The organism is Streptomyces sp. Tu6071, assembly GCF_000213055.1.
GTDB classification, from domain to species: domain Bacteria; phylum Actinomycetota; class Actinomycetes; order Streptomycetales; family Streptomycetaceae; genus Streptomyces; species Streptomyces evansiae.
The window spans coordinates 3,109,244-3,135,238 of sequence record NZ_CM001165.1; the positions used below are offsets into that span (position 1 = coordinate 3,109,244).

The 25,995-nt window shown below is 73.6% G+C and carries 23 protein-coding genes; 14 read left to right on the forward strand and 9 right to left on the reverse strand.

Annotation, left to right across the window (positions count from 1 at the left end):
• Window positions 1–14: 14 nt before the first annotated feature.
• Complete coding sequence (locus tag STTU_RS12720) at window positions 15–875, forward strand: C40 family peptidase (protein WP_043255020.1); 861 nt, start codon at window positions 15–17, stop codon at window positions 873–875.
• 61 nt (window positions 876–936) lie between these two features.
• Here STTU_RS12720 and STTU_RS12725 read toward each other — a convergent pair whose 3' ends face one another.
• From STTU_RS12725 to STTU_RS12735, 3 genes are all read right to left on the reverse strand, one after another.
• The gene (locus tag STTU_RS12725) at window positions 937–1,995 is read right to left on the reverse strand and encodes a hypothetical protein (RefSeq protein ID WP_007823343.1); all 1,059 of its coding nucleotides are present in this window, start codon (window positions 1,993–1,995) and stop codon (window positions 937–939) included.
• Window positions 1,996–2,126: 131 nt separating this feature from the next.
• Entirely contained in the window at window positions 2,127–4,361 is a 2,235-nt protein-coding gene (locus tag STTU_RS12730) for a trypsin-like serine protease (protein ID WP_420713549.1), read from the reverse strand.
• A gap of 82 nt (window positions 4,362–4,443) precedes the next feature.
• Entirely contained in the window at window positions 4,444–4,887 is a 444-nt protein-coding gene (locus STTU_RS12735; RefSeq protein ID WP_007823348.1) for a hypothetical protein, read from the reverse strand.
• A 459-nt stretch (window positions 4,888–5,346) separates the two neighbouring features.
• On the opposite strand from STTU_RS12735, the gene STTU_RS12740 reads away from it, so the two are divergent.
• The 5 genes from STTU_RS12740 (at window position 5,347) to STTU_RS12760 (ending at window position 14,051) form a co-directional block, all read left to right on the forward strand.
• Window positions 5,347–8,718 carry an ALF repeat-containing protein gene (locus STTU_RS12740; RefSeq protein WP_007823349.1) on the forward strand — a complete coding sequence of 1,124 codons (3,372 nt, stop codon included), beginning with the start codon at window positions 5,347–5,349 and terminating at the stop codon, window positions 8,716–8,718.
• Between the two features lie 94 nt (window positions 8,719–8,812).
• Window positions 8,813–10,771 (forward strand): DNA/RNA non-specific endonuclease, encoded by a 1,959-nt coding sequence (locus STTU_RS12745; protein ID WP_007823351.1) that lies wholly within the window; start codon window positions 8,813–8,815, stop codon window positions 10,769–10,771.
• Window positions 10,772–10,830: 59 nt separating this feature from the next.
• A complete protein-coding gene (locus STTU_RS12750; RefSeq protein ID WP_007823357.1) occupies window positions 10,831–11,874 on the forward strand; it encodes a hypothetical protein in 1,044 nt (347 codons plus the stop codon).
• Between the two features lie 224 nt (window positions 11,875–12,098).
• Window positions 12,099–12,821 carry a DUF4328 domain-containing protein gene (locus tag STTU_RS12755; protein ID WP_007823359.1) on the forward strand — a complete coding sequence of 241 codons (723 nt, stop codon included), beginning with the start codon at window positions 12,099–12,101 and terminating at the stop codon, window positions 12,819–12,821.
• 195 nt (window positions 12,822–13,016) lie between these two features.
• Window positions 13,017–14,051, forward strand: coding sequence for a hypothetical protein (locus tag STTU_RS12760; protein WP_007823361.1), 1,035 nt, complete (start codon window positions 13,017–13,019; stop codon window positions 14,049–14,051).
• Window positions 14,052–14,333: 282 nt separating this feature from the next.
• Here STTU_RS12760 and STTU_RS12765 read toward each other — a convergent pair whose 3' ends face one another.
• Window positions 14,334–14,966, reverse strand: coding sequence for a TetR/AcrR family transcriptional regulator (locus STTU_RS12765; RefSeq protein ID WP_007823363.1), 633 nt, complete (start codon window positions 14,964–14,966; stop codon window positions 14,334–14,336).
• A 106-nt stretch (window positions 14,967–15,072) separates the two neighbouring features.
• Between STTU_RS12765 and STTU_RS12770 the strand changes: the two genes are divergently transcribed.
• Window positions 15,073–16,176, forward strand: coding sequence for an amidohydrolase family protein (locus STTU_RS12770; protein ID WP_007823365.1), 1,104 nt, complete (start codon window positions 15,073–15,075; stop codon window positions 16,174–16,176).
• 57 nt (window positions 16,177–16,233) lie between these two features.
• Complete coding sequence (locus STTU_RS12775; RefSeq protein WP_007823367.1) at window positions 16,234–17,229, forward strand: amidohydrolase family protein; 996 nt, start codon at window positions 16,234–16,236, stop codon at window positions 17,227–17,229.
• A 63-nt stretch (window positions 17,230–17,292) separates the two neighbouring features.
• On the opposite strand, the gene STTU_RS12780 is transcribed toward STTU_RS12775, so the two are convergent.
• Window positions 17,293–17,649: a hypothetical protein gene (locus STTU_RS12780; protein WP_007823369.1), complete on the reverse strand. Its 357-nt coding sequence runs from the start codon at window positions 17,647–17,649 to the stop codon at window positions 17,293–17,295.
• Window positions 17,650–17,891: 242 nt separating this feature from the next.
• Window positions 17,892–19,175, reverse strand: coding sequence for a geranylgeranyl reductase family protein (locus STTU_RS12785; protein WP_007823373.1), 1,284 nt, complete (start codon window positions 19,173–19,175; stop codon window positions 17,892–17,894).
• A 99-nt stretch (window positions 19,176–19,274) separates the two neighbouring features.
• Between STTU_RS12785 and STTU_RS12790 the strand changes: the two genes are divergently transcribed.
• Together STTU_RS12790 and STTU_RS12795 are read left to right on the forward strand one after the other, a co-directional pair.
• The gene (locus tag STTU_RS12790) at window positions 19,275–19,811 is read left to right on the forward strand and encodes a GNAT family N-acetyltransferase (RefSeq protein WP_007823375.1); all 537 of its coding nucleotides are present in this window, start codon (window positions 19,275–19,277) and stop codon (window positions 19,809–19,811) included.
• 234 nt (window positions 19,812–20,045) lie between these two features.
• On the forward strand, window positions 20,046–20,411 hold the full coding sequence (locus tag STTU_RS12795) for a PASTA domain-containing protein (protein ID WP_007823377.1): 366 nt from the start codon (window positions 20,046–20,048) through the stop codon (window positions 20,409–20,411).
• A gap of 72 nt (window positions 20,412–20,483) precedes the next feature.
• On the opposite strand, the gene STTU_RS12800 is transcribed toward STTU_RS12795, so the two are convergent.
• Entirely contained in the window at window positions 20,484–21,188 is a 705-nt protein-coding gene (locus tag STTU_RS12800; protein ID WP_009067995.1) for a demethylmenaquinone methyltransferase, read from the reverse strand.
• Window positions 21,189–21,447: 259 nt separating this feature from the next.
• Here STTU_RS12800 and STTU_RS12805 point away from each other — a divergent pair, with 259 nt between their 5' ends.
• From STTU_RS12805 to STTU_RS12815, 3 genes are all read left to right on the forward strand, one after another.
• Complete coding sequence (locus tag STTU_RS12805; protein ID WP_007823381.1) at window positions 21,448–22,437, forward strand: hypothetical protein; 990 nt, start codon at window positions 21,448–21,450, stop codon at window positions 22,435–22,437.
• Window positions 22,438–22,462: 25 nt separating this feature from the next.
• Window positions 22,463–22,813, forward strand: coding sequence for a VOC family protein (locus STTU_RS12810; protein ID WP_007823383.1), 351 nt, complete (start codon window positions 22,463–22,465; stop codon window positions 22,811–22,813).
• A 131-nt stretch (window positions 22,814–22,944) separates the two neighbouring features.
• Window positions 22,945–23,547, forward strand: a complete 603-nt coding sequence (locus STTU_RS12815) for a hypothetical protein (RefSeq protein WP_007823385.1) — start codon at window positions 22,945–22,947, stop codon at window positions 23,545–23,547.
• Window positions 23,548–23,627: 80 nt separating this feature from the next.
• Here STTU_RS12815 and STTU_RS12820 read toward each other — a convergent pair whose 3' ends face one another.
• Window positions 23,628–24,071, reverse strand: coding sequence for an imidazolonepropionase-like domain-containing protein (locus STTU_RS12820; protein WP_043255024.1), 444 nt, complete (start codon window positions 24,069–24,071; stop codon window positions 23,628–23,630).
• A gap of 13 nt (window positions 24,072–24,084) precedes the next feature.
• Complete coding sequence (mqnC, locus tag STTU_RS12825) at window positions 24,085–25,284, reverse strand: cyclic dehypoxanthinyl futalosine synthase (protein WP_009067989.1); 1,200 nt, start codon at window positions 25,282–25,284, stop codon at window positions 24,085–24,087.
• A 167-nt stretch (window positions 25,285–25,451) separates the two neighbouring features.
• Here mqnC and STTU_RS12830 point away from each other — a divergent pair, with 167 nt between their 5' ends.
• A complete protein-coding gene (locus STTU_RS12830) occupies window positions 25,452–25,985 on the forward strand; it encodes an AAA family ATPase (RefSeq protein WP_043255026.1) in 534 nt (177 codons plus the stop codon).
• The last annotated feature ends 10 nt before the right edge of the window (window positions 25,986–25,995 follow it).

Genomic DNA, 25,995 nt, shown 5'->3' on the forward strand with positions numbered 1-25,995 from the left:
TAGCGATAGGTCCCATGCCCCACACCGCTCAGATACCCAGCCACCGGAAGCCCCGCCGGAGCGCCTCCCGCATCGCCCTGCGTGCCGGCGTCGCCAGTGGCGTGCTCGGCACGCTCGCGGTGGCCGGTGCGACGGGTTCGGCCTCGGCCGCCGAACCGGTGACCGAGACCATCGAGATGCCGACCCTCACCGCCAACCTCTCCGCCGCCATGGCCGCCGCCGCCGACTCGACGCAGCAGATGGCCACGAGCTACGAACTGCGCGCCGAGCAGGACGCCGCCGTCGCGAAGGCCGCCAAGGAGGCGAAGGCCGACCGCAAGCAGGCGGAGAAGAAGGCCGAGGAGAAGGCCGCGGCGAAGAAGAAGGCCGCCGAGGAGGCCGCCGCGAAGCGCGCCGCCGAGCGGGAGACCGCCTCGCGCTCCGCCGCCCGTACGACCCTCGCGCCGTCCACGTCCGCGTCCACGTCCACGAGCTCCGGTACGTCCACCGCCTCGACGCAGTCGGCGGGGGCCCCCGCGAGCGGTTCCGCCGCGAGCGTCATCGCCTTCCTCAAGTCGCACGTCGGCGACGCGTACGTCATGGGCGGCACCGGCCCCCACTCGTGGGACTGCTCGGGCCTGACCCAGGCCGCGTTCCGCTCGGTCGGTGTCGACCTCCCGCGCACCTCGCAGGAGCAGTCCACGGCCGGCACCCAGGTCTCCGTCTCCTCGGCGCAGCCGGGCGACCTCCTCTACTGGGGCGGCGCGGGCTCCGCGTACCACGTGGGCGTCTACATCGGGAACGGCCAGTACCTCGACGCCGCCAACCCCGGCAAGGGCGTCGTCATCCAGGATCTCTCCGGCTACCCGGCCTCGGGAGCGATCCGGCTCCTCTGAGCCTCCCCCTCACGCGACACGTTCGGGCGGACCCCTGCGCGGGGTCCGCCCGACGCGCGTCTCAGGACCGGACCGCCGAGGCGCACTCGTCCTCCGTGCCCGCGTGCCCGTCGACCGTGCCCGCGCGGTCGTACGGGTCGATGACGACACCGTCGTCGGGCGCCACCGTGGCGCGCTCGGCGCCGAACTCGGGGCTGAAGTACCCCTTCCTGTCCCCGCACCCCCCGTTCGTGACGTCCGACGCGTACGACACGAGCTGGAACGTCCCCGCTCCGGCCGTCCCCGGGGCCCGCCAGCGCAGGACCACCGCGCGCCGCACGATCGTGCGCACGACCTCGCCGCCGCCGGAGGCACGCACCACCGGGTACACGTAGGTCACGTCCGTCGTCACGTCGATCCCGCCGCCCCCGGCCGCGCGGAACGTCATCCCGCCGCGCGTCTTGACGACGTCCCCCGCGAAGGCGAAGCGCGCGGGGTCGAAGCGCGTGGCGAGGCGCAGCGGGTCGTTCTCCCCGCCCGGCGCACCCGGCGTGCCGAACGCGTCGTCGACGTACTCCCGTACCGCTCGCTGCCGGGGGTCGAGGAAGCGCAGTGCCCCGGTGGGGCGCTCCCCCCGCAGGACGCCGGGGTCCAGGTTCGTGCCGACGAGGAAGTCCTTCGTCCTGCCGAGCGCCTGGCCGACCTCGGCCGCGCTCATCCCGCCCGTCGCCCGCGCCGCGGGGACCTCGATGCCGTCCGCGCCCTCGGCCCAGTGCTCCGCGGGCGAGTCGCGGAACGGCTCGCGGACGGTGGGGCCCTGGGGGGCGGCCGGCCCGGCGGAGCCGCCCCCGGACCGGAAGAGGCCGGTCAGCGGGCCGGGCACGAAGGCGACGATCGCGAGGACGACGAGGGCGGCGACGACGATCGTGAACCAGGGCTTGCGCCGGGGCGCGGAAGCGGGCGCGGCGAGCCGGTGGGCGCGCGGGGGCTCGGGCGGGGGCTGCCCCTGGAGTCTGCGGGTCACCATCCGGGCCCGCGCCGAGGGTTCCTTGGGCGCGTCCGCCGCCCCGGTTCCGGCGGCGGCGTCCCGCAGGAAGCGGTCCCACTCCTCGTCCGGAATGGAGTCGTCGCTCCTGTGCACGCTGGTGTCTCCTTTCTGACCCGCCCGCGCGGGTGGCGGCGGCCGGTCGTGGCGCGGGGCCGGGACGCCCGCGAGGCGCGGGGCGGACGGGTTCCCCCGTCCCTCCCCGCGCCTCGTCGGCCGGCCGCGGCTCAGCGCGCGGCGGAGCCGAACGCCTTGCCCGCGGCGGGCAGTCCGCCGGTGCCGGGCTGGTAGGTGGTCACCGTCCCCTTGGTGCCGCCGGGAACGACGTTGCCGATCGGCAGGGCGTGCAGCGCCCCGTACGCGCTCGGCCCGTTGGGCATCCCGACGTAGAGGCGGGTGCCGGTGAAGTGGATGCTCTCGCCGACGCGCTGGTTGGCCTTGTACGGGCCGGGCAGCCCCGGGCCGTTGCCCGGCTCGACCCACACGTCGTTGTCACCGGCGGCGCCGAGCGCCGAGAAGACCTGCACGGCCCCGGCCTTGGCCTCCGTGCCGAGCGCCTCGCCCGGGATGCCGACGGCGACGAGCAGCGTGCTCGTCGTGGCGACGGCGTGCGGCGCGGTGTTGACGATGCTCAGGCTCTCGGCCATGCGGTCGCCGACCTCCGAGGTGCCGCTCACGGTGTCGTCGGGCTCGCCCTGGCGCAGCTCGTGGAGGTAGGTCCACGTCTTGTCGGGGTTGATCCTGACCAGGATCGCCCGGCCCGCCTGGGCCCGCTGGGTGCCGTTGGCCGAGGTCATCTCGCCCGGCGAGCCGATCGCCAGCATCGAGGTGCCGCTGCCGGAGGTGGCGGAGGTGCGGTACGAGGTCATGGCGAGCGAGGCGCCGAACTCGTCGTCCTTCTCGGCGGCGCCGCTCACGGCGCTGTTGTCCTGGTCCATGCCGCCGACGACGGTGGGCCTGCCGTCCGCGTCCAGGGTGTGGCTGAAGAGGGCCACGGTGCCGGAGTTGGTGTTCGCGCCGATCGCCTCACCGGGCGAGCCGATGGCGAAGTAGTTCTCGTCGCCCGCGACGGCGGCGCCGAACTTGTCGCCGGCCTCGGAGGCGCCGGGCACGTTGGTCGGCAGGTCCTGGGCGAGGGAGCGGCTGGTGTTGCCGTAGACGTAGATCGCCATACCCGCCGCGGCCAGGTCGCCGATCGACTCGCCCGGGACGCCGATGAGGAGCCAGGGGCGTCCTTCGGCCGTGGTGCCCGCCGCGAGGGCCTGGCCCATGTGGTCGTTGGTCTCGGGCGTCGAGGAGAGGAGGGCACCCGTGCCCGCGCCCTGCTCCAGGTGCTGGGCCTTGACCGCGCCCGTCCCGAGGCCGCCGGGGGCACCGAAGAGGATGTCGACGAAACCGGCGCCCGCCGCGCTGCCCAGAGCCTCGTTGGGGGTGCTCACCACGAGGTCGGTGTAGCCGTCCTCGTTGTAGTCGACGGTGGCGAGGGCGCCGCCGAAGCCGTCGTTCGCCTCGGCGCCGCCGGGCACCCAGTCGAGGTCCTGGTCGAGCTGGGCGATGCCCTTGTCGGCGCCGTAAACGACCCGTACGAGACCGGCTCCGGCGTCGCCGCCCACGGTCGCCTTCGGGTCGGCGACCGCGATGTCCTCGACGCCGTCACCGTTGAAGTCGGTGATCCCGGGGGCGCCGGTCGTGGCGTCGACCCAGGACTTCAGGTCGTCGACGCGCGCGGCGACACCCGCCGTGCTCGTCTGTTCCTCGTCGGTGCCGAAGCAACCGCCCTGGAAGGACTGGCTGGTGAGGGCGACGAGCTGGGCGGAGGCGCCGCTGCCGCGCAGCACGGGGCCGCCGGAGTCGCCCGCGCAGGCGGCGGCGCCGTCCTTGCCGGTGACCTTCGCGCTCGTGGCGTCCACGGAGTCGACGGAGTAGGCGGCGGTGTGGAGCCTGAGCGGCGCCCACTCGTCCTTCGTCCGCCCGAAGCCGGCGAACTTCAGCTCCTCGCCCGCGGCGGGGGCCGTCGTGGCCAGGGGCGCGGGGGCGACGTCGGTCACGGGCCGGTTGAGGCGGGCGAGGACGACGTCGCGGTCCGTACGGGGCACGAGTTCGACGATCTCGCGCTCGGCACCCGAGGCCGAGGAGAGGTCGGTGCGGCCGATCGTGGCCGTCACCGGCTTCCGGGGCGCCCCGGCGGGCACGGAGAGGCTCTGGGCCGGGTCGTCGGCGAAGCAGCTCGCGGCGGTGAGCAGCCAGTCGGCGTCGACGAGCACGCCGGAGCAGCCGCGGTCGTGGGAGCCGACGACGAGCCGCGCGGTGTAGGCGTGCGTCGTGTCGGACGGCTCCGACGCGGGGCCGGTCACGGCGGCGGCGGGCACGGCGCTCAGCGCGAGGGGGAGGGCCAGGAGGGCTGCCGCGCCCTGCGCGAGGAGACGGGTGCGTCCGCTCACGCGCGTGGTTCTGTCTGTCATGGGTGAATCGATTCCTTGGAGCGAGGACCGCGCGTCCGGGACGTACCGGACCGCGGCGTGGTTCGCGGGCGGCTGCCTGGGACTACTTGGAGGTCCTGATCTCGACGAGCAGGAAGTCCCGGTTCTCCGGGTCCGCGGACTCGCCCACCGGGGTCCAGGTGTTCTCGGTGATCGGGAACGACTTCTCCTCGTCGCCGACCGTCATGTCGACCGTGGTGGAGTAGTCGTTGCCCCGCACCGAGTAGACGGCGGGGATCTCCATCGTCAGGAAGCCCTCGTTGCCGACGACGTCGAAGCAGAGCTTGTCGCCCTTGTTCCGGGCCAGCAGCTCCAGCTGGCCCGTGCCGCTCGCGCAGTCGGCGAGGGTGATGTGCCCGTCGCCGCGCTTCAGGACGAGGCCCTTCTCGGCCAGGATCTTGTCCGCCTGCGGATAGGCGAAGTCCTCCACGGCGTAGCCGGGGGCCGCGTCGGCGACGCCCGCCGTCGCCACCGTCCCGCTCTGCCCCGCATGCGTGCCGATCACCACGGCACCCGCGGTGAGAACACTCGCCGCCACCGTGCCCGCGATTCGCCGCAAGACCCGATTTCTTCGCACATTCACAACTGGCATGCGGTAATTCCGCATTTCACTCCCCGTTTCGGACCGGAATAAGTCGGTCGGTTCTTCCGCCCTCGCTGCTCTCGTGGGCGTGGCCATGGCAGCACGCACGGAGTGCCTGATCAACCGCAATGCCGTTCACAAAGACGGACATTGACGGCTCCTCAACTGTGACGTTCACCACGACGGCAAAAGGTTGTACGGGGTGCGGTGACGATTCCATAACTCCATGCAAGGCCCCCGCATCTTTCCTAATTCTTTTCTCTGTATTCACGATGTGGAGTTGATAGGGTCCGCATCGATCCGCGCCCACCCATCCCTATTCACCCGTCGCGCCGCCCACGCGGCCGACGGATTTCGCATGCTTTCTCAACGAGGGAACCCGTCATGAAGACCACCTTCTGGAGCAGACGCCGGGTACTCGGCGCGCTCGCCGCGGCGACCGCCGTCACCGCGATCCCCACGGCCGTACTCCCGGCCTCGGCCTTCGCCGACGACTCGGCCGGCCCCGATCCCGTGCCGCTGCCCGACACCGAGCGCGCCAAGGTCGTACGGGCCTGGCTGACCGGCGGCAAGGGCGTCAAGGCCGCCGCCGCCGAGGCCCTGCACGGCACGGACGAGGACATCCGCACCTTCCTCGACGTGACGCTCCCCCGGCAGACCGTGGACGACAACCGGGTCGCGATCGTCGCGAGCCTCGACCGGGCGGGCCGCGGGCTGCGCAGGGACGCCGTCGCCGCGCTGGACGAGGGCGACGCGGCCATCGCCGCGTTCCTGAAGGAGGGCTTCGTACCGGCCATCGTGGAAGACCTCCAGGTCGCCACGGCCACCGTCGCCTCGACCGGCGGCAGGGCGGTGGTACGCGACGCGAACACCGCGCTCGACAGCGGCACCGACCCCGTCCTCGGCGCCTTCCTCACCGACAAGCAGTTCTCCGCGCGCCTGGAGGACACCCGCGTCCAGGTCAGCACGATGCTGACGACGGGCGGCCCCGAGGTGCGCAAGTACGCGGACCGCGCGCTCAGCGGCTCGGCGGACGACGTCGAGTGGTTCATCGAGACCGGCCAGCACATCGCGCGGGCCCGCGACCAGGAGTCGGCGACCATCGAGGAACTCGTCGCCCTGGTCGAGCGCGAGGGCGCGCGCGCCGAGAGCGAGACCAACCTCGCCGTCGAGGCGGGGGCCCGTGCGGAGACGGCCGCGCAGAAGGCCAAGGAGGCGGCCGAGAAGGCGGCGGCCGAGGCCGCGGCGGCACAGAAGGACGTGCAGAAGTCGGCGACCGCCGCCCGCAAGGCGTCGAGCGCCGCCAAGGGCGCGGCCGACGCCGCGCGCAATGCCATCAACGCCTCGAACGCCGCCGTCCAGGCTTCGCGCCGCGCCTCCTGGGCGGCCACCGGCGCCGCGCAGGCCGCCTCGAAGGCGGGCAGCGCCGCCGCGCTCGCCTACAACGCCGCGATAGCCGCGTCCAAGGACGCCGGCAAGACGGCCGCGGCCAAGAACGCCGCCGTCGCCGCGAAGAACGCCGCCGCCAAGGCCCGTACCGCCGCCAAGGCCGCCGACAAGGCCGCCGTCGCGGGCGAGGCCGCGGCCTCGGCGGGCAAGTCGGCCGCCTCCGCGGCGCGGAACTCGGCGGCGGCGGCGAACGCCGCCGCGCAGGCCGCCGCCTCGGCGGGCGCGGCGCAGGCGGAGGCCGCCGAGGCGAAGCGCCAGGCCTCCATCGCCACGAGCGCGGCGAACCGCGCCACCAACGCGGCCTCCGCGGCGCAGGCCCTCGCCTCCGCCGCCGCGAAGGCCGCCCGTACGGCCCGTGACGCCGCCAACTCGGCTGCCGACCACGCCGACGCCGCCGCGGCGGCGGCCGAGGAGGCGGTGAAGAACGCGGGCAAGGCCGTCGACTACGCCAACAAGTCCACCGCGCACGCGGCGGAGGCCGTCAAGGCGGCGAACGTCGCGACCAAGGCCGTCAGCGACGCCGTCGAGGTCGAGCAGAACGCGCGCGCCGCCGAGGCGCAGACGCTGGAGCAGGACAAGCAGCAGGCGATCGACGAGGTCAGGCTCCTCTCCGAGATCGAGACGACGGACCAGGCCACCCTCGCGGGCAAGCGGCTCGTCGCCGAGCGCCTGACGCAGGAGACCAAGGACCTCATCGCCAAGGCCGAACAGGCCCTCTACTCGGGCGACATGGAGACCGCCGCGATCACCGGCCGCCAGGCGGCCGTCCACCTGCTGGACGCCTCGGGCGCCTGGACCCGCCAGTCCGCGCAGCACGCCCTCGCGGGCTCCGACGACGACATCTTCGCCTGGATCGACCTCGACCGGGCGCTCGCCCAGGCCCAGGACGACCGCGAGACGACCGCCCACATCGCGACGATCGCCGCGCCGAAGATCGCCGAGGCGGCGGCAGCGGCCCTCGCGAGCGCCACGGACACGGCCATCGGCGACTTCCTCACGAGCGGCATGAAGAAGGCGTCCGACGACGAACTGCGCGTCGCGATCAACAAGATCCTCAACGACAACCCGGGCAGGGCCGTCAAGAAGGCCGGGAACGACGCGCTCGACGAGAACACGACCGAGGCGCTCAACAGCTTCTTCGACGACGTGTACCCGGTCGCCGTCAAGGAGGACGACCAGGTCCTCGCCAACGAACTGCTTCTCACCGGGGGCATGTTCACCAAGGCGTACGCCGAAGTGGCGTTGGAGGCCCCGGCCTGGGTGCTGCGCAACTTCATCACCGTCGTGCGGTACCGCACCGCCCAGCTCGACTTCGACACCGCGACGCACGTCGCCGCCGTGCGCGGCGCGATCGCCGCCGCGGCGAAGATCGCCCAGAACGCGCAGACGGACGCGGCCACGGCCTCGAAGGCCGCGGCCGACGCGCGCAAGGCAGCCGCCGAGGCCCAGGAGTGGGCGCAGAAGGCGCTCGACTCCGCCGCCAAGGCGGAGGACTACGCCCAGGAGGCCCGGGACAACGCGAACGCCGCCGACAAGGCGGCGGCCGACGCGCAGAAGTCCGCCGACACGGCGAAGGCCGCCGCCGCCACCGCGCGCGGCGCCGCCCGCTCCGCGAACTACTCGGCGAACAAGGCCATCGACTCCGCGCGCTCCGCGCTCGCCTCCTCCGCCTCCGCGCAGAACTCGGCCGCCGCCGCCCGCGCCTCCGAGCTGGCCGCGTCCGCCGACGCGAAGGCCGCCGCCGCCGCGTACTCGGCCGCGAAGCAGATCGCCGCGCAGAAGCACAAGGACGAACTGGCCCGCAAGGCCAAGGAGGACAAGGAGAGGGCCGAGCTGGAACGGCAGAACAAGCAGAACCCCGCGGACAACAACGGCAACGACCAGGTCAACCCGAACGGCACGAAGGGCCACGGGGACTCCGACGAGTGGTGGAACGACGCCCAGTGGTACGCCGACGCGTTCAACGTCGTCAGCGTCGGGTCCGGTTTCATCGCGGCCGGTTGCACGCTAGCGGGCACGGTCTTCCCGCCCGCGCTCGGCGCCGCCGCCGTCTTCGCCGGGATCTCGGGGGGCGCGAGCGTCATCAGCAGCGTCTTCACCGGCATCGAACACGGCTTCACCAGCGGTGAGTTCTTCTCGTCCGCGCTCAACAGCACGCTGAGCCTCGCGACCTTCGGCGCGAGCAAGTGGCTGACCCCGACGAAGGCCCTCGGCAAGTCCGTGGTGCCCGCGGTCAGCAAGATCACCCACGTCGCGGGCGACAAGATCTCCAGCATCGGCAAGGGATTGTTCGACCTCGTCTCCTGACGCCCCGTACGACCGTACGGCGGTGGGCGGGACCACCCCCGCGAGGGGGTGATCCCGCCCACCGCCATGCCCCACTCAAGGAGCACCCACCCACATGCGCCACCAGCACCCCTTCCGAATACGCCAGGCGGGCCCGCCGAGGAGACGCGCCCGCGCGGCCGTCCTCGCCGTCGTGACCGCGCTGACGCTCACGACCACCGCGGTCGGCACGAGCCAGGCCGCCCAGCCGGAGAGCACCGCGACGCGCCAGACCGCGGCGACCACCTCCCCGGCCGGGGCCACGACCCGCACCGGGGCCGCCCCCGAGACCAGCGCGGTCAGCCTCACGGGCACCCACTGCACCCCCACCGCGGCCGGCTCCCGGGAGCGCCGCGCGGGCGCCACCGAAGCCTGTGTGAGCGCGAGCCCCGCGCAGGCCGCTCCCCGCTCCCGCAGCGCCATCGCCCCGCTCGCGGACGCGAATTGCGCGATCACCGCGCCCGGCACCTACAGCTACGAGCGCTTCTCGTACTGCGTGAGCGGCATCAACGTCCTCTACGTCCTGCGCGACAGCAAGGGCGCCGAGCTGGGCCGCGGCACCCTCCAGGTCGCCACGAGCGCCACGCTCCCGAAGGCCGCCACCACCTGGCAGGAGCAGGTCACCGTCAGGATGACCGCCGCGAGCGGCGAGGTGACGGCGCTCAACGCCAAGCTGCGCGCCTCCTGTTCCACCGGCTGCACGGCGACGAAGACCGCGCCGTGGTACGGCGGCGACCTGGTCCTCGACCAGTCGCTCTCCGGCTCGGTCGCGTACTCCTCCTCCCCAGCACAGGGCGCCGCCGCCGAGTTCACCACCTCGTACAAGCTGTACGTGACGTCGCCGGGCGCGACGGCCGTCGACCCGAACGCCTCGTGGGACAACCCCCGCAAGGTCCGCTGCGACAACGCCGTGGGGGGCACCTCCCCCGCGGGCTGCGCCGTCCCCTCCGTCATGCCGGTCGTCCCGCTGAAGGCGACCGCCTCCGACCCGGGCGGCGCGGTGGCCGCCTACGACTGGGCCCAGAAGAACCTCGACGGCGCCTGGGGAACGAAGGGCAAGCCGCTGACCCGCGCGACGAGCGGCGCCTCAGCCCGGACCGCCGCCACCTGCGCGGGCTTCACGCCGGAGACGGACCTGCTCGACAACGACACCTGCGGCGACTTCCCCTTCGGCGAAACCAAGGAAGGGGGCAGCGCGGGCAGTGACTGCGTCGATGTGATCCCCAACCTCAGCCACGGCGAGTGGGACACGTACATCCTCAACGACGCCCGCGACCCGGACCCTTCCCGGCCGTGCGTCCGCGCCCACGTCAAGGACGCCGACAGGCAGTTCGCCGCCGGGCAGCTCGCGGAGGGCTTCGCGGACCAGCGGGTCATCGACGCCGACCAGTTCGAGCTCACGCTCAGCACGCCGGACGGTGGGCCGCAGGCATCCTGCCTGGACGAGACGTTGCCGGACGGCCGGGTGCCGAGCGGTGACGGCTGGATTCTGAACACCAGCGAACCGGTCGAGGCCGTCAACAAGACGACCGACCCGGTCGGCAAGGCCGGGGAGCGCCCCACCCGGGCTCAGGCCTGCGTGGGGCTGGGCTACGTCAAGGGCAAGCCCGCCGGTGGCGACATCACCGGCTGGCAGGACGCGAAGCTGTACAGGACGGCGCAGTCGCCCGGTACCAAGCTGGCCCGCTGCCACCTGGTCCCCAACGTCATCGGCGGAAGGGGCAATCAGTACAACCTCGTCCCCTGCTGGCAGGTAGGGATGAACACCGGTACCCCCAGCATGCGCACCTACGAGGCGATGGCGGAGAAGCTGGTCAAGGGGGAGACGGACGACGCCGGGCGCTCACTGGGGCCGGACGACGCGATCTTCTACCAGGTGACCCCTGTCTACAAGGACGCGACCAGCACGATCCCGGTGGGCGTCACGATGATCGCTACCATCGAACGAGCGAACGGGCCGTCGGAGCAGCTGTTCCCCAACGTGTACGTCACCAACACCCTGGAGAACACCGGCACGCTCAACCTCGGTAACTGATCGTTCGCTGCGCGCCCTTCACCGGCGCGGCAGCACTCGCGCCCCAAGGAGCAGCCAGGATGAGTTTCACGACCCCACCGCGTCCGGTCGATCCGGTCGCACTCTTCCCCGGGCTGGCTCCGCTGGCGCGCACGGCGACCCGGCTGCACCCGCGGCCGGGCTCGCCGACCGTGCACGACAGCTCCGTCGGCGGGCCCCTTCTGTGGCCCGCCGACGAGCCGTGGCCCCACTGCGAGGGGCCGCACGACGCCTCGCTCGCCGAGGACACTCCGCGCTCCGCGGAGGACATCCGCGCTCTGCGCCGGGTGCGCGCGGCATCCGCCGAGCGACGGCTGCGCGATCGCCGGGCGCCCGTGCGCACGCCCGAGGAGGACGAGGTCTGGCGACGGCACGGCGGGGGCCGCCCGTGGTTCGAGGGGCCCGTCCCCATGCTTCCGGTGGCCCAGCTCTACGCCCGGGACGTGCCACTTCCGGCGCGACCTGCCGGGACCGACCTCCTCCAGGTCCTGTGGTGCCCCTGCGGTCACGGCGTCTCGGAACCCCGGACCGCTCTCTTCTGGCGCTCCGCCGCCACCGTCACCGAGGTCCTGGAGGCCCCGCCCGAGCCGCCCGCGATCGAGAAGGACGGCTACCTGCCCAGGCCCTGTCTGCTGACGCCGGAGCAGGTCACGGAGTACCCCAGCACCATGGAACTGGACGAGGAACTCCAGGACCAACTGGCGGACGAGAGCCGGTGGGAGGCCACCGGGGCGGAGTGGGACGACGGCGAGGCGGAGGACCCGCAGGACTTCTACTTCCGCAATCTCGCCACCGCGCCCGGCTGGAAGACCGGCGGCTGGACCTTCTGGAGCCTCACCGACCCCGAGCCCCGCGACTGCCCCACCTGCGGCACCGAGGAGATCCCGCTCCTCACGATCGCGAGCTCCGAGTGGGACGACGGCAGCGTGAGCTGGCGCCCCGCCGAGGACCCGGCCCACCCGGCCCAACACCTCCCGGGCGACCCCTCGGAACCGACCCTGGTCGACATCCGGGGCGGCTACACCCTCCAGCTCCACGTCTGCCCGGCCTCACCGGACCACCCCCACCTGCAAATCATGGAGTGAGCACCCCAGGGCCCGGCCAACCGCCTCCCGACTGCGCCGCGCGGCACCAGTCGGCCGCCTCCCGGGGCGCGCCCCGCCCGCGAAGCCCCACCCGCCCGCACTCCGCTTCACGAATACTTCACCGTGCACACATATCCGTGGACGTTCCGCGAACTCCCCCGATAAGCTGCGCCGACCGCCGTTCGGCGGCACGTCACACGCCTGACCCGGGGGGGTCCTTCCGCATGTCCGCAACCGTTCCGCATCATCGGCCGCCGCACTCACTGCCGCCCGCACAGCCGCCGTCCGGCGGGCTGCTGCGCGCCGTGCACGTCGGGCTGGCACTCGTCGTCACGGGCTACGCGCTCCAGTTCGCCGCCGCGCTCAACGTCCGCGCGCACGCGGTGGACTGGGGACCCGGCGGCATCGGTGCGACGACCGCCTCGCAGGCGGACGTCGACGCGTTCAACCACGCGCAGCGCTACGCGGATCTCACGAGCCTTCTGACGGGGGTCGTCTACGTCCTCGCGGCCGTCCTCTTCCTCGTGTGGTTCGGCAGCGCGAGGAGCGCGGCCGGGCGCATGGAACCGCTCGTGTTCACCCGGGGACGGGGCTGGGCGATCGGCGTGTGGTTCATCCCCTTCGCCAACCTCGCGCTCCCGCGCCGCGTGGCGAGCGAGATCTGGAACGCGGCCCGCTCCCCCGCCTCCGAGAGCCGCTGGCCCGACACGGGGGACGCGATCGTACGGGAGTGGTGGGTCCTCTTCCTCGTGATGACGCTCGCCGGGAACGCCGTCGGCCGGATCTCGAACAGCCTCACGAACCCCGGCGAACTCTCCCTCAACGCCGTCCTGTACGCCCTGGTCGCCCTCACCACGGCGGGCGCGGCGCTCCGCACCCACCGCTTCACCACCCGCCTCACCGAAATGCTCCGCCTCAAGGCGTACGCCCCCTTGTCCGCCGCCTGAGCCGCACTGCGGCGGGGGACGGCGGGGAGGCGACCCGGCGCTCCGAGGGCGGGGGCCGGGCGGCTGGCGGCTGGAGGTCGGCGGCTGGGAGCCTACGGCCGTCGGCCGTTCGGCCGTTGCCCGCCCCGCTGCGGGACACTGGCTCGCTCGACCTCGGTGACCGACCGCCCAAGTCACCCGCCCCCGGGAGCCGTTATGCCTTTCACCACCCCACCGCGGCCGTTCGACGTCACCGCGCTCTGCCCCCAGTTGGCCCCGCTGGCGCGCACGGCGACCCGGCTGCACCCCCGGCCCGGCTCGCCGACCGTGCACGACAGCTCCGTCGGCGGGCCCCTCCTGTGGCCCGCCGACGAGCCCTGGCCGCACTGCACGGAACCGCACCCGGAGGAGGAGGCCGCCGACGTGCCGCACTCCCTTGATGACATACGGGAGCTGCGCCGCGTGCTCGCAGCATCAGAAGCCCGCCTGCTGCGTGACCGCCACGCGCCCCTCGCCCTGCCCGAGGAGCGGGAGGTCTCCGAGCGGTTCACCAAGGGCCGCCCCTGGTTCGACGGCCCCGTCCCCATGCTGCCCGTCGCCCAGCTCTACGCGCGGGACGCCCCGCTCCTCACCCGCCCCATCGGCGCCGACCTCCTCCAAGTCCTCTGGTGCCCCAGCGGCCACGGCTGCTCAGAGCCCAGGACGGTCCTGCGCTGGCGCGACTCCGCCACCGTCACCGACCTCCTCGGCTCCCCACCGCCGGAACCCGTGGTCGAGGAGGAGGGCTACCTGCCCCAGCCCTGCGTGCTGGTCCCGGAGGAAGTCAACGAGTACCCCGGCATCAGGGAGATGGACGAGGAGACCCGGCGGGAGGTGGCGGACGAGAGCCGCTGGGAGGCCGCCGGGGTGAGGTGGGACGAAGAAGGTGCGGAGGAGCCGCACGAGTACTGGTCCGAGCGCCTGTCGACTGCCCCCGGCTGGAAGACCGGCGGCTGGACCACCTGGGACCTCACCGACCCCTACCCCCGCGTGTGCCCCGCCTGCGGCACCGAGCAGATCCCGCTCCTCACGATCGCGAGTTCCGAGTGGGACGACGCCACCGAGGGCTGGCGCCCCGCCGAGGACCCGGCCCATGACCGTCCGGACGACCCCTCGGACCCCACCCTCGTCGACATCCGCGGCGGCTACACCCTCCAGCTCCACGTCTGCCCGGCGTCCCCCGACCACCCGCACCTCCAGATGATGCAGTGAGCAGGGCGCTCAGGAGGTGGACGTGCGAGCCCTGAAGCCCGACCGGCCGGGCAGCCGCCGCCCGCGGCGTCACCGACAGCAGGCCCTCGGCGGGTAGCGGCTCGTGGGCGGACCAGCCGCGCTGGTCACGTGTCCGGGGCCGGGCGGGGCGCGGCGCGGCGCGGCGGCGCTCAGGCTCGCCCACGCCACCCCGCCACCCGCACGGAGCGCGACCGCGTTCCCGTGCGCGGAGCGCCGGCGCGTTCCCGTGCGCGGGCCCGAGCACCCAATCCCCCGCCCCCCTCAGCCCCTTGAGGCCGCCAGCGGCAGCAGTACCTCGTTGATGATCGCCTCGACCTCCGCCGCGTCCACCGTCCCCTTCTGCATCGACTCCGCGACGATCATGCGCGGCCCCACCGAGGCGACCCTGCGGGTCACGCGGCGCGGGTCGGCCTCTCCGCGGTCGACCGCCCTGCCGAGGATGTCGAGCAGGACGCGTTCGTGGGGCAGGACGATCAGGCGGAGCACCTCGTCGAAGAGTTCCGGGTGCCGGGGGCGCTTCGTCATGAGGGGGCGCAGGGCCTGTCCGCGCGGTTCGTCGAGTACGCGCGCGAAGCTGCCGAGCAGCTCGGTCAGGTCCCCGTGGAGCGAGCCCGTGTCCGGGTCGACGGGCGTGCCGAAGCCGGTGACCGGGTCGGAGAGCGCGTCGAGCAGGAGTTCCTTCGGCGTGGACCAGCGGCGGTACAGCGCCGACTTCCCCGTGCCCGCGCGCGCCGCGATCTTGTCGAAGGCCAGTTCCTCGAAGCTCGTGAGCGCCAGCTCCTCCAGCACGGCCTGGTGCAGCGCGCGCGTGAACGCCTCGCCGCGCCGCCGGGTCGCCCTGGCGGGCGCGGCGGAATCGGCTGACGGCTCGGGGGGACGGGAAGCGCTGCTCACACCTGCCGTTATAGCGCGGCGCCTCGCGGCGGCGCGAGGGCGGTGGGTGTACCGTGGCGATTAGTGGACGAAATTGTCCACTAACCTCACGGAAGGCAGGCCGCCCATGCCGCACGCGCCCACGGACACCTCGCCGGAGCCCTTCGCCCTCACCCGTGTCCGGGTCTTCGACGGCGAGAAGCTGCTGCCGCCCGCCACGGTCCTCGTGGACGGGCCGCTGATCGGCGACCCCGCCGGCGCGCGGGGCGCGCGCGAGATCGACGGGGGCGGGGGCGTCCTGCTCCCCGGCTTGATCGACGCGCACGTCCACCTGAGCGACACGGACACGCTGCGGGCCTTCGCGCGGTACGGGATCACCACCGCCCTCGACATGGGGACGTGGCCCGCCGACCGGGTGGACGCGCTGCGCGGCCGCGCGGGGCTCACCGACATCCGCAGCAGCACCGTCGGCGCCTCCTCGCCCGCGAGCGCCCACGCCGCGCGCCTGGGGCTGCCCGCAGGGGCGCTCGTGGCGGGCCCCGGCGACGCGGAGCGCTTCGTCGCGGAACGTGTCGCCGAGGGGGCCGATCACATCAAGATCGTCATCGACCTGCCGGGCTTCGCGCAGGAGACCGTGACGGCTCTGGTGGCGGCTGCGCACCGGCACGGGCTGCGCACCGTCGCGCACGCCTCCGCGCTCGGCGCGGTCCGCATGGCGCGGCACGCGGGCGTGGACGTACTGACGCACGCGCCCCTGGACCGGCCGCTGGAGGACGCCGACGTCGAGTGGGCCGCGCGGGAGGGCCGCGTCATCGTGCCGACCCTGACGATGATGGCGGACATCGTGACGGCGCTCGCCCGGCCCGGAGCGCCGGGGCCCTCGTACGAGGCGGCCCGCGCGAGCGTGGAGGCGCTGCACCGCGCGGGCGTCCCCGTCCTCGCCGGTACGGACTCCAACGACACGGCGGCGGCGCCGGCCTCGCCCCCGCACGGCGAGAGCATCCACAAGGAGCTGGAACTGCTCACCGGGGCCGGCCTCACCCCCGTCGAGGCGCTGCGGGCGGCGACGGTGCTGCCCGCCCGCCACTTCGGGCTCGACGACCGGGGCGTCATCGCGCCCGGCAAGCGCGCCGACCTCGTCCTGCTCGCGGACGATCCGCTCACCGACATCCGTGCCACGCGCACGGTCCAGCGCGTGTGGTGCGCGGGGACCGAGTACCCGCGCCCCTGAGCGAGGGCCCCGCCTCCCCCGCGGCACCGCCTCCGCACCACCCGAAAGGAACCCCCCATGAAGATCATCGCCCTGGAGGAGCACTTCTCCGACCCCGCCGTCGCCAAGGCGGGCGCGGCGCGGGCGCAGGCGCTCAGCCCCGGCTTCGCCGCGTCCTACAGCCCGGCGAGCGGACTGCCGTACTCGCCGTCCCCCGAGGTCCTGGAGAACCTGGCCGAGAAGCGGCTCGCCGACATGGACGCGGGCGGCATCACGATGCAGGTGCTCTCCGGTCTCGGCGCCCAGACGGTCCCCGCCGACGTCGCCCCCGCGCTCGTCGCGGGCTCCAACGACAAGGCAGCGGCGGCGGTACGGGCCCACCCCGACCGCTTCGCGGCCTTCGCCGCCCTGCCGACCGCCGCCCCCGAGGCCGCCGTCGCCGAACTCGACCGCTCGATCAACGAGTTGGGCTTCGTCGGCACCTTGATCATGGGCCGTACCGAGGGCGAGTTCCTGGACGCCCCGCGCTTCGAGCCGATCCTCGCCAGGGCCGCCGCGCTGAAGGTCCCGGTGTTCCTGCACCCGGGCGTGCCGCCGCGCGAGATCACGGACAGCAACTACGCGGCGGGGCTGCCGACCGGGATCGGGACGCGCCTCCAGACCGCCGCGTGGGGCTGGCACCAGGAGACCGCCGTGCACTTCCTGCACCTCGTGCACTCCGGCGTCCTCGACCGCTACCCCGGCCTCCAGTTCATCCTGGGGCACTGGGGCGAGATGATCCCGTTCTACCTGGACCGCGTGGACGAGGCCCTGCCGCAGCGCGCGACGGGCCTGGACCGGAGCTTCCACGAGTACTTCCGCGAGAACGTGTACCTCGCGCCGAGCGGCATGTGGAGCCAGGCGCAGCTGAGGTTCTGCCTGGAGACGGTCCCGCTGGAGCGGATCGTCTTCGCGGTCGACTACCCGTTCATCGGCAACGAGGGTGCGGTGCCGTTCCTGGAGAAGGCAGAGCTGCCGGAGGCCGACAAGCGGAAGATCGCGCACGAGAACGCGGAACGCCTGCTGGGACTGTGACCCAACGGGCCGCGGGGGGAGCGGACTTGTCCGCCCCCCGCTCAGCCGCTCAGCCGCGCCCGGTCAGCAGAGGACCTCGACACCCGTCACGAGGTTGTTGCCGTCCAGCCCGCGCCCGGAGTTGGGCTGCACGCGGTCCCACCGCCCGTCCGCGTACTTCACGTCGAAGGCGTTGCCGTGGGCCCAGCCGAAGTCGTAGTGGTCCTTGATGGTGTGGTAGCCGCACCCGTCCAGGTTCCACACGGCACCGCCGGGCCCCTGCCGCCCCCCGGAGAGCCGGATACAGGCCCGCCCGGCGTCGCACGAGGGCGCCCAGTACCCCCCGGCGGCGGAGGCCGGGCTCCCGGCGAAGACGATGGTGGCGGCGACGGCGGTGGCGAGAGCGGTGCCGAAGGTGGCGGCCCGGCTGATGAGTCGCATGACGATTCCCCGTTTCGGTCGGTGCTGACACGTGAGCGGGAGCATCGCAGCGCGTAGCCGTTCAGCTACGTCGCGTGTGCACCCGCTGCCGCATCGTAGGCGCCCTGTCCGCTCGAACCGCCTTACGGAGAAGGCGTGTCGGCCCCCGGCAGGCACCGCGCCCCGGTGCCGGGGACCGCTCTCCCGCTGGTGCCGGGGACCGGCCTGCCGCTGGTGCCGGGGGCCCGCCCCCGCCGCGCGGACTACGCCCTCGGCGCCACCTTCGTCAGCCCGTTGATGACGCGGTCCATCGCGTCGCCGTGCGTCGGGTCCGTCAGGTTGGCGAGCAGCTTCAGCGTGAACTTCATCAGCATCGGGTGCGTGAGGCCGCGTTCCGTCGCGAGCTTCATGATCTTCGGGTTGCCGATGAGCTTCACGAAGGCGCGGCCCAGGCTGTAGTAGCCGCCGTACGTGTCCTTCAGGACCTTCGGGTAGCGCTGGAGCGTCAGTTCGCGCAGGTGCGCCGTGCGGCGGCCGTGGGCCTGGACGACGACGTCGGCCGCGATCGCGCCGGACTCCATCGCGTAGGCGATGCCCTCGCCGTTGAAGGGGTTGACGAGGCCGCCCGCGTCGCCGACGAGCAGGAGGCCCTTCGTGTAGTGCGGCTGGCGGTTGAAGGCCATCGGGAGGGCCGCGCCGCGGATCGGGATCGTCATGTTGTCCGGCGTGTAGCCCCACTCCTCGGGCATCGAGGCGCACCACGCCTTCAGGACCTCGCGCCAGTCCAGCTCCTTGAAGGACGAGGACGTGTTGAGGACGCCGAGGCCGACGTTGGACGTGCCGTCGCCCATGCCGAAGATCCAGCCGTAGCCAGGGAGCAGCCGGTCCTCCCCCGGGCCGCGCCGGTCCCACAGCTCCAGCCACGACTCCAGGTAGTCGTCGTCGTGGCGCGGCGAGGTGAAGTACGTACGGACCGCGACCCCCATCGGGCGGTCCTCGCGCCGGTGCAGACCCATCGCGAGCGAGAGCCGCGTCGAGTTGCCGTCGGCCGCGACGACGAGCGGGGCGTGGAAGGTGACCGGGGTCTTCTCCTCGCCGAGCTTCGCGTGCACGCCCGTGATGCGGCCGGACTCGTCGGTGATCGGCGCGCCGACGTTGCACCGCTCGTACAGCCGCGCGCCCGCCTTCTGCGCGTTGCGGGCGAGCTGCTCGTCGAAGTCGTCGCGCTTGCGGACGAGGCCGTAGTCCGGGAAGGAGGCGAGTTCCGGCCAGTCGAGCTGGAGGCGGTTGCCACCCGCGATGATGCGGAGGCCCTTGTTGCGGAGCCAGCCCGCCTCCTCCGAGATGTCGATCCCCATCGCGATCAGCTGCTTCGTGGCGCGCGGGGTGAGCCCGTCGCCGCACACCTTCTCGCGCGGGAACGCCGTCTTCTCCAGGAGCAGGACGTCGAGTCCGGCCTTCGCCAGGTGGTAGGCGGTCGCCGACCCGGCGGGTCCGGCGCCCACCACGATCACATCCGCGCTGTGTTCGGACAGGGCCTCGGCCACGACACTTCTCCCGACGACTTGAAATCACGTGCCGAGCGGCACCGGACACGGGCAGTCTATTCAGGCGTCGTCTCCCCCCGACCGAAGGGCTGACCGGAATTGACCACCTCGCCCCCCGCCTCCGACCTCGCCCGCCCCGCCCCCGTCCTCGCCCTGCGCGTCCCCACCGACGAGGACGCGCACCACTGGCACCGCGTCTTCGCCGACCGCGAGGTCATGGAGTTCCACGGCGGCCGTCCCGCCGAGCTGTCCGTCTACCAGGAGCTGACCGCCCGCCAGCGCCGCCACGACGCCGAACTCGGCTACTGCCTGTGGACGGTGACCGACGCGGCGGGCGAGGTCGTCGGCTTCACGGGCGCGCAGCCGTGGCCGCACGCCCACTTCGGCCCGGTCGGCGCCATCGAGATCGGCTGGCGCCTGGCTCGTACCGCCTGGGGTCGCGGCTACGCGACGGCGGCGGCCCGTACGACCCTGGAACGGCTGCGCGCGGCGGGGGTCCCCGCGGTCGTCGCGATGGTCAAGGAGGGCAACACGCGCTCGCTCGCGGTCGCGGAACGCCTCGGAATGCGCCACGCGGAGACGTTCTCCCTGCCGGGCGGGTCGGAACGGGGCCGAAGGTACGAGCTGGCGCTGTGAAGCAGCGCGTCCCGGAATTCCAGCCCCACACACACGCCCACCAAAATCCAGCCCCTCCGGCGTTTGAGGAGCGGGGCCCGGGGCGGAGCCCCGTGACGCGAGCCGCCGGAGGGGGTACCCCGCGTAACGCGCCCCATCAGGGGGCACACGCCCCACACAGCCGGGCACGTACCCCCCGCCCCCCAAGCGGAGCGCTACCGTGCCGGGTACCGCCAGACCTGGGGAGTTGAGAGCATGTCCTCGCTCGTGCCGGAGCCGACCGAGTTCGTCCTCGTGCCGCGCCTGCTCGGCCTCATGGCCATGGACGCGGTGACGGCCGCGCAGGAGAAGGGGCTCGCGACCGAGTCCCCCGACGATCCCGAGGTGCTGGAGGGCGGCCTCGACTACGTCGTACGGCAGTACCCGGAGCCCGGCGCGCGCGTCCCGCACGGCGCCGTCCTCACGCTGTGGTTCGACACGTGGCCCGACGAGGGCGACGAGGGCGGCGGCGGTACGGGCGTGCGCGAACCGCTCGACCCGGGGCCGGGCGCGAGCGGCCTGGAGCGCGAGAAGCCGGAGCCGGAAGGGGACGGGCCCGAAGGAGTCGCCGTCTCGGGGTGAGGCCGCCCCGAACCCGTAAGACCGTCGCCGCCACCGGACCCGGCCCCCGTACCACCGCCCCGGGGGCCGGGCTCAGCGCTCCTGCGGCTTGAACCCCCGGTGCAGCGCGACGATGCCGCCCGTCAGGTTGCGCCACGCGACCTTCGACCAGCCCGCGTCCTGGAGCAGCGAGGCCAGGGCGGGCTGGTCGGGCCAGTCGCGGATGGACTCGGCGAGGTAGACGTACGCGTCGGGGTTGGACGAGACCGCGCGGGCCACGGGGGGCAGCGCGCGCATCAGGTACTCGGTGTAGACGGTGCGGAACGGCGCCCAGGTCGGCGAGGAGAACTCGCAGATCACGACACGCCCGCCCGGCTTCGTCACCCGGTACAGCTCCCGCAGCGCGGCCGGGGTGTCGCTCACGTTGCGCAGCCCGAAGGAGATCGTGACCGCGTCGAAGACGTCGTCGCGGAACGGCAGCCTCGTCGCGTCCCCGGCGGTGAACGGCAGCCAGCCGTGGCGCTGCTTGCCGACCCGGAGCATCCCGAGCGAGAAGTCGCAGGGCACGACGTAGGCGCCGGTACGGGTGAAGGGCAGCGAGGAGGTCGCCGTACCGGCCGCGAGGTCGAGGACCTTCTGCGCCGGGCGCGCGTCCACGGCCTTCGCCACCTCCGCACGCCAGGCGCGGTCCTGGCCGAAGGAGAGGATGTCGTTGGTGAGGTCGTAGCGCTTGGCCACACCGTCGAACATCGAAGCGACTTCTTGCGGCTGCTTGTCCAGGGATGCGCGTGTCGTCACCGGCTCATTGTGGCAGGCGCGGATAAAGACGGCGTACGGGGCCGGACGACGGAGGCGGCGCCGGGCCGGGAGCGGGGGCGGTACCGGGCCGGGCGCCAGGGGCGACGCGGGGGTGACCCGCCCCAGGAAGCCCCGCGGAACGGGCAACCGTTCGCAGAACCGGGCAGTTTCCCGACGAATACGGTCGAAACCCCGCCCGGGGCGCGCCCGTGTGGGACGTTCGGGACACTCCGCTGTCCTCCCCCCGAAAGGGCTCCCCGTGCCCCTGCCGCCCCGCCGGTCCCCGCTGCTCGCTCTCGCGTGCGCGCTGCCGCTGCTCCTCGCGGGCTGCGCGGGCGAACCGGCCGACGCCGCCGACGGCGCGCCCCCGCACCGCGTCGGCTTCGCCCCGTACGTGAGCGCCGAGTCCGCGTCAGCGCTCGACACGACGGCTCACCCGGACGAGTACCGGCTCGCCTTCGCGGTGGCGGACGGCGGACGGTGCGTGCCCGTGTGGGGCGGTACGGAGCCGGTCGACGACCCGGCGGTCGCGCGGCGGGCGGCGGGACTGCGCCCCGCCCGCGTGTCCTTCGGCGGCGAGGCCGGTACGGAACTGGCACGGGCGTGCGGCTCCGTGGACGAGCTGGCCGCCGCGTACCGCCGCGCGCTCGACGCGGCCGGTACGGACCGCGCCGACTTCGACATCGAGGGCGGGACGCTCGGCGACGAGGCGGCGAACGCGCGCCGCGCGGAGGCGGTGGCCCGGCTCCAGGCCGACACGGACCTCGACGTCTCCGTCACGCTGCCCGTCATGCCCGAGGGCCTGGAGGCGGACGCGCGGGAGCTGCTGCGGGGGCTGCGCGCGGCGGGCGTGCGCGTCGGGGAGGTCAACATCATGACGATGAGCTACGGCTCCGCGTACCCGGACGCGAAGGGCCCGATGAGCGCGTACGGGGAGCGGGCGGCGCGCGCCGCGCACGGGCAGCTCCGCGAGCTGCTGGGCTGGCCGTCCCGTACCGCCTGGAAGCGGCTGCGCCTCACGGTGATGCCGGGCGTCAACGACGTGCCGCACGAGACGTTCACGCGCGCCGACGCGCGGCGCACGCACGAGTTCGCGGTGCGGGTGGGGCTGGGCGGCCTGTCGCAGTGGGCCTCCTTCCGCGACAGGCCCTGCGCGCCGGACGAGTCCTCGCGCGAGCGGTGCACGGGGGTCGCGCAGAAGAAGGGCGATTTCGCACGGCTGCTCGCGGGCGGGGGCGCCGCAGACTGAGAACCCCTCACGTACAGGAGTCCCCGTGCGGTTCACCCACGTCCTCGCCGTCGCCCCCGTCACCGACCACGCGGCGGCCGTCGCCTGGTACGAGCGCCTCCTCGGCCGCCCCGCCGACGCCCGCCCCATGCCGGGCCTCGCGGACTGGCACCTCACGGACGGCGGCTGGCTCCAGGTCTTCACCGACCCCGGCCACGCGGGCAAGGCCCTGATCAACCTCGCGGTCACCGACCTGGACACCGAACTCGCCGCACTCGCGGCCCAGGGCATCGCGGCGGACGCGACCACGGCGGCCAAGGACCGGGTCCGCTTCGCCTCGGTCCACGACCCGGACGGAAACAGGCTGACGCTGATCGAACGACCGGCGGTGGCGTAGCCGGGGCGCGGCGAACGCGCACCCGAGCGGCCGGGCACGTGGAGGACTTGTGTACGGGACGGGCCGAAGGGTACGCGGGACGGCACACCGGGGGGGTCCTCCGGCGACAACTCACGGGGGGAGCACGGCCAATGGCGTCACGAAGCGGGTGGACGGAGGGTCAGGGCCGACTGCTGCTGGCGGGCCTGGCGAGCGGGGTGGCGGTGACCCTCGTGTGGTCGTTCGTCTTCCGGGAGAGCCTTGCCGCCTCCCTGGGGCGGGGCATCTGGCTCGGTCTCGTCGGGTACCTGTCCGCGTTCTGGCAGACCGGGGCGCTCGCCAAGAAGCTGCGCACGGATCGGGGCGGCGTGATCCGCGCCCAGCGCGCCTTCCGCAAACGGGAGGTGCCCGCGGACGCGGAGGAACGCCGGGTGCTGCGGGGCCTCACCGAGTACACCCGTGCGCGCCTGGACAACCGGAAGGCGCTCTGGGTTCCGCTGGGCATCCTCGGGGCGGTGTTCGTCGTGCTCGCGGTCCTCGGCCTGATCGACCATAGGTACGGGCCGGTACTGATCTTCGTGGGCGTCTACGCCTGCATGGCCCTCGGGATCTGGTTCTCCCGCCGTACGCAGCGTTCCCGTCTCGTCGCCGTGGAGCAGGCGCTCGCGCGGTCCGGGCGGGCGGACGAGCGGACGGCCGCCCCGGCGCGGCCTGCCGACCCCGCCACGACCGGGAGGATGCCGTACCAGCGGTGACCGGCGACCGTCACCGGGGTCCCGTCGGCACGCGCCCCGAAGGGCGCCGAGCCACTGCGGGGGCAGCCCGGCCCGCGGCCTCAGCGCCGCCGGTACACCAGCCGGCCCGCGCACACCGTCGCCACGCACGTGCCGTCGTCCGTGGTCGCGGAGAGGTCGGCGCGGGAGCCGGGGGTGAGGGGGGCCGGGGACGGGCTCGCGACGAGGCGGAGGGCGCCGCGTGCCGCCGCCTCGCGGAGCGACGGGTCGAGCGGGCCGTCCACCAGGAGCGCCGTCGCGCCGCCCGCGAAGAGGGCGTGCACCGTCTCCCGGGGGCTCGGCGCCTGCGGGGGCGGCCCCGTGTGGACGCGGGCCGGGGCGAGGCGGCCCGGCCACTCCCGTACCCGCGCCCCGGGATACGTGGCGCGCAGGTCCGCGAGCGGGCCGACGGCGGTGATCCGGTCGCCCGAGACGGCGACGGCGCCCCCGGGCACGAGGGTGCCGTCGCCCGCGTCGAGCAGCGGCGCGGTGTGCAGCGTCAGCACGTGCGCGACCCGCTCAGCTCGCCGGGATGAGCTTCAGCTCGGGGTGCGCGGTGCCGCCGTCGATCGCCGTGGAGGAGATGTGCGAGGCCACGCGGTCGTCGACCGGGTCGTTCGCCGGGTCGTCGTGGATGACGAGGTGCTCGTACGTCGTCGCGCGCTGCGCCGGGACGCGGCCCGCCGTGCGGATGAGGTCGATCAGCTCCTGGCGGTTGGAGCGGTGCTTCGCGCCCGCCGAGGAGACGACGTTCTCCTCCAGCATCACCGAGCCGAGGTCGTCGGCCCCGTAGTGGAGCGAGAGCTGCCCGATCTCCTTGCCCGTCGTGAGCCACGAGCCCTGGATGTGGGCGACGTTGTCGAGGTAGATGCGGGCGATCGCGATCATCCGCAGGTACTCGAACATCGTGGCCTGGGTGCGGCCCTTGAGGTGGTTGTTCTCGGGCTGGTACGTGTACGGGATGAAGGCGCGGAAGCCGCCCGTGCGGTCCTGCACCTCGCGGATCATGCGCAGGTGCTCGATGCGCTCGGCGTTCGTCTCGCCCGTGCCCATGAGCATCGTGACGGTGGACTCGACGCCCAGGTTGTGGGCGGTCTCCATGATCTCCAGCCAGCGCTCGCCGGACTCCTTGAGCGGTGCGATGGCCTTGCGGGGCCGCGCGGGCAGGAGTTCGGCGCCCGCGCCCGCGAAGGAGTCGAGCCCGGCGGCGTGGATGCGGCGGATCGCCTCCTCGGCGCTCACGCCGGAGATGCGGGCCATGTGGTCGATCTCGGAGGCGCCCAGGGAGTGGATGACGAGCTGCGGGAACGCCTTCTTGATCGCGGCGAAGTGCTCCTCGTAGTACTCGACGCCGTAGTCCGGGTGGTGCCCGCCCTGGAACATGATCTGCGTGCCGCCGAGCTCGACGGTCTCCGCGCAGCGGCGCAGGATGTCGTCCAGGTCGCGGCTCCACCCCTTCTTCGTGTCCTTGGGGGCGGCGTAGAAGGCGCAGAACTTGCAGGCCGTCACGCAGACGTTCGTGTAGTTGATGTTGCGCTCGATGATGTACGTCGCGATGTGCTCCGTACCGGCGTAGCGGCGGCGGCGGATCGCGTCGGCGGCGGCGCCGAGCGCATGCAGCGGCGCGTCGCGGTAGAGGTCGAGCGCCTCCTCGGCGGTGATGCGACCGCCTGCGGCGGCACGGTCGAGGACGGACTGAAGGTCGGCCTGCTCGGTCACCGGCTGTCACCTTTCGGGGGCGGGTCGCTTCACAGCGCTCGGGAGGTACGGACCGATTCAGCCTACGCCCCCGGGGTGGCGGCGCCTCGGCGGCGGGGGGCGGGACGAGCGTGCCGGGGCAGGACAATAGGCGGTACGAGGGACGGTCTCCGACGAAAGGGGCGTACGTGGCGCTCGCCGTGCTGCTCGTGGGGCTGACGGGCTCCGGGAAGACCACCGTCGCGCGGGCGCTCGCCGCGCGCGGCTTCGTTCGGCTCTCCGTGGACGAGGAGGTGCACCGGCTGCACGGGAGGTACGGGGTCGACTACCCGGAGGACACGTACGCCGCGCGGGAGCGCCCGGTCGTCGCGGCGCTCCGTACGCGGTTCGGCGCGGAGCTGCGGGCCGGGCGGGACGTCGTGCTCGACCACGGCCTCTGGCGGCGGGAGGAGCGGCAGTCGTGGCGGGACACGGCACGCGGCGCGGGCGCGCGGGCGGTCATGGTCTACCTGCCCGCCTCCCGCGAGGAACTGCTGGCACGGCTCGCGCTACGGAACCCGCGCGAGGACGCCGACGCGCTCACCGTGACGCCCGAGGCGCTCGACGACTTCCTCGCGCGCTTCGAGTCCCCGGGCGCGGACGAGGACGCGCTCGTCCACGACGGGGACACGGCGCGGCTCGTGGACACGCTGGCGGCGCTGCGCGAGCCGCCACGGGGGTGAGCGGGGCGCG

Bases quoted from the DNA above. Each gene is read 5' to 3' on its own strand.
- STTU_RS12750 (WP_007823357.1), top strand. From the start codon at position 10,831: ATGAGTTTCACGACCCCACCGCGTCCGGTCGATCCGGTCGCACTCTTC.
- STTU_RS12720 (WP_043255020.1), top strand. From the start codon at position 15: ATGCCCCACACCGCTCAGATACCCAGCCACCGGAAGCCCCGCCGGAGC.
- STTU_RS12730 (WP_420713549.1), bottom strand. From the start codon at position 4,361: ATGACAGACAGAACCACGCGCGTGAGCGGACGCACCCGTCTCCTCGCG.
- STTU_RS12755 (WP_007823359.1), top strand. From the start codon at position 12,099: ATGTCCGCAACCGTTCCGCATCATCGGCCGCCGCACTCACTGCCGCCC.
- STTU_RS12815 (WP_007823385.1), top strand. From the start codon at position 22,945: ATGGCGTCACGAAGCGGGTGGACGGAGGGTCAGGGCCGACTGCTGCTG.
- STTU_RS12780 (WP_007823369.1), bottom strand. From the start codon at position 17,649: ATGCGACTCATCAGCCGGGCCGCCACCTTCGGCACCGCTCTCGCCACC.
- STTU_RS12770 (WP_007823365.1), top strand. From the start codon at position 15,073: ATGCCGCACGCGCCCACGGACACCTCGCCGGAGCCCTTCGCCCTCACC.
- STTU_RS12745 (WP_007823351.1), top strand. From the start codon at position 8,813: ATGCGCCACCAGCACCCCTTCCGAATACGCCAGGCGGGCCCGCCGAGG.
- STTU_RS12775 (WP_007823367.1), top strand. From the start codon at position 16,234: ATGAAGATCATCGCCCTGGAGGAGCACTTCTCCGACCCCGCCGTCGCC.
- STTU_RS12740 (WP_007823349.1), top strand. From the start codon at position 5,347: ATGAAGACCACCTTCTGGAGCAGACGCCGGGTACTCGGCGCGCTCGCC.
- STTU_RS12795 (WP_007823377.1), top strand. From the start codon at position 20,046: ATGTCCTCGCTCGTGCCGGAGCCGACCGAGTTCGTCCTCGTGCCGCGC.
- STTU_RS12760 (WP_007823361.1), top strand. From the start codon at position 13,017: ATGCCTTTCACCACCCCACCGCGGCCGTTCGACGTCACCGCGCTCTGC.